At 70.1% G+C, this 7574-nt stretch carries 9 protein-coding genes; 3 read left to right on the top strand and 6 right to left on the bottom strand.

Annotated elements, in window-relative coordinates; genetic code table 11:
- Together O3Q52_RS45000 and O3Q52_RS44995 are read right to left on the bottom strand one after the other, a co-directional pair.
- The coding region (locus O3Q52_RS45000; RefSeq protein ID WP_269654290.1) for an acyl-CoA dehydrogenase family protein at positions 1–583 on the bottom strand (583 nt) is incomplete at its 3' end.
- Between the two features lie 99 nt (positions 584–682).
- A complete protein-coding gene (locus O3Q52_RS44995) occupies positions 683–1855 on the bottom strand; it encodes a thiolase family protein (protein ID WP_266531574.1) in 1173 nt (390 codons plus the stop codon).
- A 188-nt stretch (positions 1856–2043) separates the two neighbouring features.
- Between O3Q52_RS44995 and O3Q52_RS44990 the strand changes: the two genes are divergently transcribed.
- Positions 2044–2811 carry an SDR family NAD(P)-dependent oxidoreductase gene (locus tag O3Q52_RS44990; RefSeq protein WP_266531572.1) on the top strand — a complete coding sequence of 256 codons (768 nt, stop codon included), beginning with the start codon at positions 2044–2046 and terminating at the stop codon, positions 2809–2811.
- A 44-nt stretch (positions 2812–2855) separates the two neighbouring features.
- Here O3Q52_RS44990 and O3Q52_RS44985 read toward each other — a convergent pair whose 3' ends face one another.
- On the bottom strand, positions 2856–3563 hold the full coding sequence (locus O3Q52_RS44985; RefSeq protein WP_266586744.1) for a TetR/AcrR family transcriptional regulator: 708 nt from the start codon (positions 3561–3563) through the stop codon (positions 2856–2858).
- Between the two features lie 143 nt (positions 3564–3706).
- Here O3Q52_RS44985 and O3Q52_RS44980 point away from each other — a divergent pair, with 143 nt between their 5' ends.
- Together O3Q52_RS44980 and O3Q52_RS44975 are read left to right on the top strand one after the other, a co-directional pair.
- Positions 3707–4126 (top strand): Zn-ribbon domain-containing OB-fold protein, encoded by a 420-nt coding sequence (locus O3Q52_RS44980; RefSeq protein WP_266586742.1) that lies wholly within the window; start codon positions 3707–3709, stop codon positions 4124–4126.
- Between the two features lie 26 nt (positions 4127–4152).
- Positions 4153–5310, top strand: coding sequence for a thiolase family protein (locus O3Q52_RS44975; RefSeq protein ID WP_266531566.1), 1158 nt, complete (start codon positions 4153–4155; stop codon positions 5308–5310).
- Positions 5311–5383: 73 nt separating this feature from the next.
- Here the strand turns inward: O3Q52_RS44975 and O3Q52_RS44970 are convergent, their stop codons facing one another.
- The 3 genes from O3Q52_RS44970 to O3Q52_RS44960 all read right to left on the bottom strand — a co-directional run.
- Entirely contained in the window at positions 5384–6322 is a 939-nt protein-coding gene (locus tag O3Q52_RS44970; protein WP_266586740.1) for a VOC family protein, read from the bottom strand.
- A 106-nt stretch (positions 6323–6428) separates the two neighbouring features.
- Complete coding sequence (locus tag O3Q52_RS44965; RefSeq protein WP_266586738.1) at positions 6429–6758, bottom strand: DUF4286 family protein; 330 nt, start codon at positions 6756–6758, stop codon at positions 6429–6431.
- 49 nt (positions 6759–6807) lie between these two features.
- A partial coding sequence (locus O3Q52_RS44960; RefSeq protein WP_332113004.1) for a carboxyl transferase domain-containing protein occupies positions 6808–7574 on the bottom strand: 767 nt, incomplete at its 5' end.

Below are 7574 nucleotides of genomic sequence, written 5' to 3'. Positions count from 1 at the left end.
CCGCCGCCGGGACCAGCCCGGTGACGGAGACCTTGGCGAGCCCCAGCGACGGATCCAGGCCCTTCACCGGGACCACGTCGACCGCCGCGTCGGTGGTGGGGGCCATCAGCAGGTCGTCGCCGGCCGCGAGGAGCAGCACGTCGGCCCATCGCCCGGCGAGCACCGTCAGCTCGCCGCTGTACGCGCCGTCGTCGTCTCGGGTCAGTCCGGCCGTGAGCCCGAGTCCGGCGACGGCCGAGCCGTCGCCCAGCCGGGTGACGAACTCGTGCAGCGAGTCACCCCCGGTCGCGGACAGGACCGCGGAGGCGGTGGCGGTGGCCAGGAGCGGGCCGGGCGTGATCGCGTGACCCAGTTCGTCGACGACGACGGCGAGTTCCGGAAGGCCGAAGCCGGAGCCGCCCGCCTGCTCCGGCAGGTGCAGGCTCAGCCAGCCCAGGTCGCCGATCCGCTTCCACGTCTCGGGTACGGCGGGAGCGTCCGCGTCCAGCGCGGCACGCGCGCCGCTCTTGACCCGCTGATCGGCGGCGAAGGAGCGGACGACGGCCGCGAGCGCCTGGTGTTCCTCGGTGATGGCAAGCCCCATCGGGCGACTCCTCGATGCTGGGACCGGCCGACCCACCGTCGGCCGCTCCTTATACCGTAATCTTTACAGTAGTGAATTCCAGGCGCCCGTTCAGTCGATTCAGACCTCGATGAGGACCGCGCCGCCCTGGCCGCCACCGGCGCACATGGTCGCGAGCCCGAGACCGCCGCCGCGCCGCCGCAACTCGTGCACGAGCGTGACGACCATGCGGGCACCGGACGCGGCCACCGGGTGGCCGAGGCTGCACCCGCTGCCGCTGAAGTTCACCCGCTCCTCGTCCAGCCCGAACTCCTTGCAGGCGGCGATCGGGACGGCGGCGAACGCCTCGTTGATCTCCCACAGCGTCACATCGGCGTACGTCAGTCCGGCTCGCCGCAGCACCTTGTCGGCCGCGCGCAGCGCCCCGAAGCCCATCAGCGCCGGGTCGACCCCGGCCGCGCCCCAGGCGAGGATCTTCGCCAGTGGCGTGAGCCCCTCGTCAAAGGCCACTTCCGCGCCGGTCACGGCCACCGCGGCGGCGGCGTCGTTGATGCCGCTGGAGTTGCCCGCGGTGATGGAGAAGCCCGGGATCTCGGGGTGCAGCACCTTCAGCGAGGCCAGCCTCGCCAACGAGGTGTCGCGCCGGGGGTGCTCGTCCACGGCGAACTCGACCGGGGCGCCGCCCGGGCCGTCCAACTTGAGCGGCACGATCTCGTCGGCGAACTTGCCGGCGTCGATCGCCGCGACCGCGCGCTGGTGCGACCGGCAGGCCCAGGCGTCCTGTTCCTCGCGGGTGATGCCGACGGCCTTGGCGGTGTTCCAGCCGACCGAGATCGACATGTCAAAGTTGGGCGCCTCGGGCGAGTTCGGGTGCGACGCGGGATACCAGTCGGCGTACTCGTCGGCCGTGCCGGCGACCCGCTGCCTGAGCCGCGGCGCCATCGAGGTCGCCTGCACACCACCGGCCACGAGCGCCGACTCCATGCCGGACTGCACCGACGCGGCCGCCAGGCCGATGGAGGTGAGACTGCCGGCGCAGTGCCGGTTGAGCGCGACGCCGGGCACGTCCAGCATGCCGTTCACGACGGCGGCGTAGCGCGCCAGGTCACCGCCTCCGTACTGACTCTCCGCGAGCAGGATGTCGTCGAACCGCTGGGGTTCGAGCCCCGATCGGCGCACCGTCTCCTCGACGATCGCCGAGGCGAGGGTCTCGCCGTCGGTGTTGGCGAGAGTGCCCTTGCGGGCGGTGCCGATGGCAGTGCGTACTGCGCTGACGATGACTGGAGCGGACACGTGCACCTCTCTGGGGTGATGGCCTCGGGTCCGCGGCGCCCTGATGGCCGACGCGAAACAGTAGTCAATACTGTTGCTGCAACAGTACAGTACTTCCGGTGAATCGAACCCTGCTGTTTCCAGTCGGGGCATCGACCCGCCGCCGCCCGACGGAACGCCGCCGGGGCGCGTCTTCCCCAGGAGGAATCGTGGATCTTTCCGGATCGTCCGCACTCGTGACCGGCGGCGCCGGCGGCTTCGGCGAGGCGACCACCCGCCGCCTGGTGGAGGCCGGCGTGAAGGTGGTGGTGGCCGACCGCGCCGAGGACAAGGGCAAGGCCCTGGCCGCCGAACTCGGCGACGCCGTGGTCTTCGTGCCCACCGACGTCACCAAGGACGAGTCGGTGGACCAGGCGGTCGCCGCCGCGACCGAGCTGGGGCCGCTGCGCACGGCCGTCATCGTCCACGGCGGTCCGGCGGCCGGGCGCCGGATGGTCGGCCGGGACGGCATCCCGTACTCGGCCGACATCTTCGCCCGGACGATGGACATCTTCCTCACCGGCACCTACCGCGTGATGAGCAAGGCCGCCGCGGCGATGACCCACAACGAACCGCTCGACTCCGGCCAGCGCGGCGTCGTCGTCTCCACCGCGAGCATCGCCGGCTTCGAGGGCCTGGCGGGGCAGAGCGACTACTCCGCGGCCAAGGGTGGCGTCATCGGGCTCACCCTCACCGCGGCACGGGACCTCGTCCCCGCGGGGGTGCGCGTCATGTGCATCGCCCCCGGCACTTTCTTCACGCCCGCCTACGGCATGACCGAAGAGGAGGCACAGGCCAAATGGGGGCCGGGGGTGCCCAACCCCAAGCGCATGGGACACGCCGACGAATACGCCCGGCTCGCCGTGCACATCGCCGAGAACGACTATCTCAACGGCACCGTGATCCGCATCGACGGCGCGCTGCGGTTCAACCTCTGACCCAGCGATTCAACCTCTGACCCACGCCCGGTCGGCCCGGCGGGTCAGGTCTGCTCGCCCTGCTCGGCGAGCGCCACCTCGAAGCCGCACAGCAACCGGGCGGCCGAGAAGGCGAAGTCCTCGTCCGTGGTGCCGGCGAGCGGATGCCGGTCGAGCAGACTCGCCAGGACCGGCATCGAGGACCAGTCGGTCATGCGCTGTTGCCGCTGGTCCAGGGTGGGCGTGTTCGACCGGCGCAGGAGGCGGTCGTGGATGATGTGGCCCCGCGTGTACACCGAGAAGGCGTTGTACGCCAGCATGGCGGCGTCAGGGGTGAACCCGGCGTCGACGAGCTTGCCGACCATGGCCTCGATCAGCTCCATCGTCCGCCGCGTCGCCTCGGCGCCGTAGCTGGACGTCCGGGTCAGCAGCAGGTCGGAGAGAACCTCGTCCTCCCGGTGGACGGTGCGCTGCGCGGTGAAATGCTCAAGCATGGCCCGCTGCCAGCTGTCCTCGGTACGTACCGCGGGCATCCGGGTGAGGAACCGGTCGACCGCGACGTCCGTCATCGCGCCGAGCAGGTCGGACTTCTTTCGGAAGTACCAGTAGAGGCTGGTCACACCGATGCCCAGATGCTCGGCGAGAGACGGCATGCTCAGTTGGTCCAGGGAGCGCCGACGAGCGACCGCGAAGGCGCCCTCCACTATTTCGTCGGCACTGATCGACCCGCGCTTGCGACGGTGCCGGGTCGTCTGCCGCTTTTCGTTCGGCACGATTCGATCCTCACCGGGAGTCTGAGCGCGAGGCGCTCGAGAGGGCGACCAGAGACCTCGACGAGGATACGGCATGGCTTACTGTATGACACGCTAGCAATGCGTTCCCCCTACCGACAGGCCTACCGACAGGGAGACCGGGCATGACCGAGTCACCGCCCCTGCTGCCCGCTCCGGACGAGCTGACCAGCTTCTTCTGGGAAGCCGCCCGCCGCCATGAGCTGATGATCCAGCGCTGCTCGGCCTGCGGCACCTACCAGCATCCGCCCGAGCCGGTGTGCCACTCCTGCCTTTCCTTCGACCTCGGCGGAGCCGAGGTGTCCGGCCGCGGGACCGTCTACAGCTACACGACGGCGACGCAGGCGTTCCACCCCTCCTTCGCCGACAAGCTCCCGTTGTGCATCGCCGTGGTCGAACTCGACGACCGACCGGGGCTGAAGCTCCTGACCAACATCGTCGATCTCCCGGCCGACGGCGTGAACGTGGGTGATCCGGTCGAGGTGTGCTTCCGCGCCCTCAGCGACGAGATCGACCTGCCCGTCTTCCGTCTGGTACGGGCCTGACCGACAACCACCCCCAAAGGACTCCCGTGCCCAAGAAACAGCGCGTCGCGATCGTCGGCGTCGGCTACTCGACGGTGGGCCGTGACACCGGCCTGTCGCTGGACACCCTCACCGCCCAGGCGTCCATCGCCGCGATGGAGGATGCCGGTGTCAAGCCGGCCGACATCGACGGCGTCGTCGTGCACAGCTTTCCGCACCAGTACGTGTCGGCGACACACACCGCGGCGATGCTGGGCATCCCCGACCTGGCGTTCTACTCCGGGTCGGTCGACGGCGCCGCCTACTCGATGGCCGCGCAGCACGCCATCGCCGCCATCGCCTCCGGCAGCGCCGAGACGGTCCTGACCCTGCGCACCGTGCATCGCGCGGGCGCGGCGGGTGGCAGTTCGCTGGTCCCGGGCATGGAACGCGGCGCGCCCGGGCCTTTCCAGTTCACCATGCCCTACGGCTCCTTCACCGGCTCCCACTGGGCCGGGCTGTACATGCAGCGGCACATGGCGATGTACGGCACCAAGGAAGAGGACTTCGGCGCCTTCGCCGTCGCCCAGCGCGAGTACGCGATCGCCAACCCGTCCGAGTCCTTCTTCACCGAACCGCTCACCATCGACGACTACCTGAGCGCGCGCTACATCGCCGCGCCCCTGCGGTTGCTGGACTGCGACTACCCGGTCGACTCAAGCTCGGCACTCATTTTCACCACCGAGGAGCGGGCGCGCGACCTGCGCCAGAAGCCGGTGTTCTTCGAGTCCTGGGCGATGGGCACCACCCAGGAGAGCGACTTCAGCCTGGTCGAGGACATGACGCAGTCGTCCCCGTTCCGGGCCGCCCGGCGCATGTGGTCGCGCACGGACCTGAAGCCGTCGGACGTGGGCGTGGCGGGGCTGTACGACGGCTTCTCCTTCATCGCACTGCAGTGGCTGGAGGCGCTCGGCTTCTGCGGCATCGGCGAGAGCGGTCCGTTCGTGTCGTCCGGGCACACCCGGGCCGACGGGGTCATCCCGACCAACACCGACGGCGGCGCCTGCAACATCGGACGCCGGCACGGCGCGAACTACTTCATCGAGGTCACCCGTCAACTGCGCGGTACGGCGGGTGAGCGCGCGCTGCCGGGCCGGCCGACGGCCGGCGTGGTGAGCAACGCCGTCGGCCCGTTCTCCGGCTGCGCCCTCATCACCGCCGAGTGACGCGCCCTTGCGTACCCGGACAATGTCGGGCCCGTGCGGAGGGACTCCGCACGGGCCCGCCGCATACGCGGGATCACTCCTCGAACGGATCGCCCTCCAGTACGTCCGTGGTGAACAAGTACGGCGCGTTGAAGGTGTCCTGCGGGTCGGCGGCGAGCAGGCCGGGGCGCGGGCGGGAGGTCCTGATGCCCTTGCCGTTCAGCCACTTCTGAGCCGAGTCCAGGTCGTTGACCCGGAAGGTGATCGAGTAGATCATGTTGCCCCACTGAGCGACGTGCCTGCCCAGCGGCGAGTGAGGCCCGAGCGGTTCGGCGAGCTGGAGCAGGCAGTCGCCGAGGTGGACGGTCGCGAACTTGTACTGCCCGCCGTCGTCGACGCCCTCGGCGATCGGCACGGCCTGCATGACGTCGACGTAGGTCTTCACCGCCGATTCGAGGTCCTTCACCCCGAGGGTCACGTACAGCATGCGCTTGATGCCGAGCGGGTGGCTGGTCTCCCAGAACTTGCGCTGTGAGGACCAGGTTCCGAGCTCGCGCGGGTCGTCCGGCATGTGGACCTTGCACAGCTCGACCATGAGGCCCGCGGTGTCGCGTGGGCTCGGGTAGAAGTACTGCGTGTCGGGGTCCATCTCCTCAATCTTGCCGCCGCCCGGCCTGCCGATGTAAAGGCCCTTCCCGATCATCCGGTTGCCCAGCCCGACCAGGTCGTCCACCAGGTAGCCGACCGAGTGCAGGTGCTGACCGAACTTGGTGTAGAACTTCCCGACCGGCTTGGTCGCATCGACCGGCGTGTTGGGTGCCATCGTCTCGATGCACAGGTCGCTGATCATGATCAGTCCGGCCCACCTGTCCTCCGGCGGGAGGAAGTTGGGCTCGTCGACGCCCATGTAGACCAGGCCGCCGAACACGTCCTCGTAGAACTGGTTGAGCTTCGTGACGTCATCGGTCATGTGGACCGCGTGGATCATCATGCCGATGCCGAAGTCACCGGTCTTCTTCGCCTGCTTCCGCACGACCGTCCCTCCGACGGGTAACCCTTCCGTATTGCTTATCGTAAGGCTTACAGTCTCATCTTGCGCAGCGCCCGGACATGCCGGCGCGGCACATCGGACCGAGGGGTCAGTCGACCGGGACGAGGAACTGCAGGTCGGGTGGCGCGGTGGTCGTGTCCATCGCCGGGGACATGTCGAACCGGCCGTTGTCGAAGGCCGCGGCCAGCGCCTGCGCCGCGCTCGCCGCATCGGCGTCACTCAGCTCGTAGCAGCACAGGTACCGCCGGGGTCCGGACTCCTCACCGGTGCCCAGGACCGCATAGCGGCGCACGGCCGTGACGGCCGGGACGGCCTCGCGCACCTGCGGGACATGCGTGTTGACGTACCAGTCGTTGAACTCGTCCTCCGCCTCGGGGCCCGCCGGGCTGCTCCAGGCCAGGAACATCGCAGTGCTCATCCCACCATTCCTTTCACGGTGTGCCGGGTCGTGCGCCGTCCGCCCGGACTCACTCCGGGCGGCACATCATCGAGGGCCTTCGCAGGTGGCTGCGGGCGAGCCTGTCCATGCGTGCGTCCCGCTCGCCGGGGTGCGCCTCGCGCAGGGCCACGAGGACCGCGGACCGGACCGCGCCCACGTCACCGTCCGGGAGCACGTCGTCGACCACCCCGAGCCGTGCGAGTTCCACGGCGGTCAGCCGGAACGACCGCGCCAGCTCCGCCGCCCGGGACGCGTCGCGAAAGAGGACCGCGGCTCCCGGCTCCGGACCGATGACGGAGAACACCGATCCCTCCAGCAGGAACAGGCGGTCGGTGTACGCGAAGGCCATGGCTCCTCCGCTGCCGCCCTCCCCGACGCACACGGCCACCGTGGGCACGGTCAGGCCGGACATCGCCAGCAGCGTCCGGGCGATCTCACCGGCCACACCGTCGGCCTCGGCCGCCGGTCCGGGCTCGGCGCCGGGAGTGTCGATCAAGGTGAGCACCGGCAGCCGCAACCGTTCGGCGAGGTCGAACGCGCGCTGGGCCAGGCGGAATCCGGCCGGGAGTACGCGCGCGGCCGCGTCAGGTCGGCTGTGCCGGTCCATCGCCACGACGACGAGGCGTTCGCCCGCCATGACGGCCAGGCCGGCCCGGACGGCCGGGTCGCCTCCCCGCAGCTCCACCCAGCCCTCGGTCAGCAGGGCACTCCACTCCAGCCCCGAGGGGCGGCGGGGATCCCGCGCGTGCAGGACGGCGGCCCAGGGGTCGCGGGGCATCGGCTTGCGGGGAGCCG

Origin of the sequence: Streptomyces sp. ActVer, assembly GCF_027270795.1 — a bacterium.
In the GTDB taxonomy this organism is placed as follows: domain Bacteria; phylum Actinomycetota; class Actinomycetes; order Streptomycetales; family Streptomycetaceae; genus Streptomyces; species Streptomyces umbrinus_A.
Note: the sequence above shows the minus strand (reverse complement) of the source record. Positions and strands in the feature narration are given on the sequence as shown.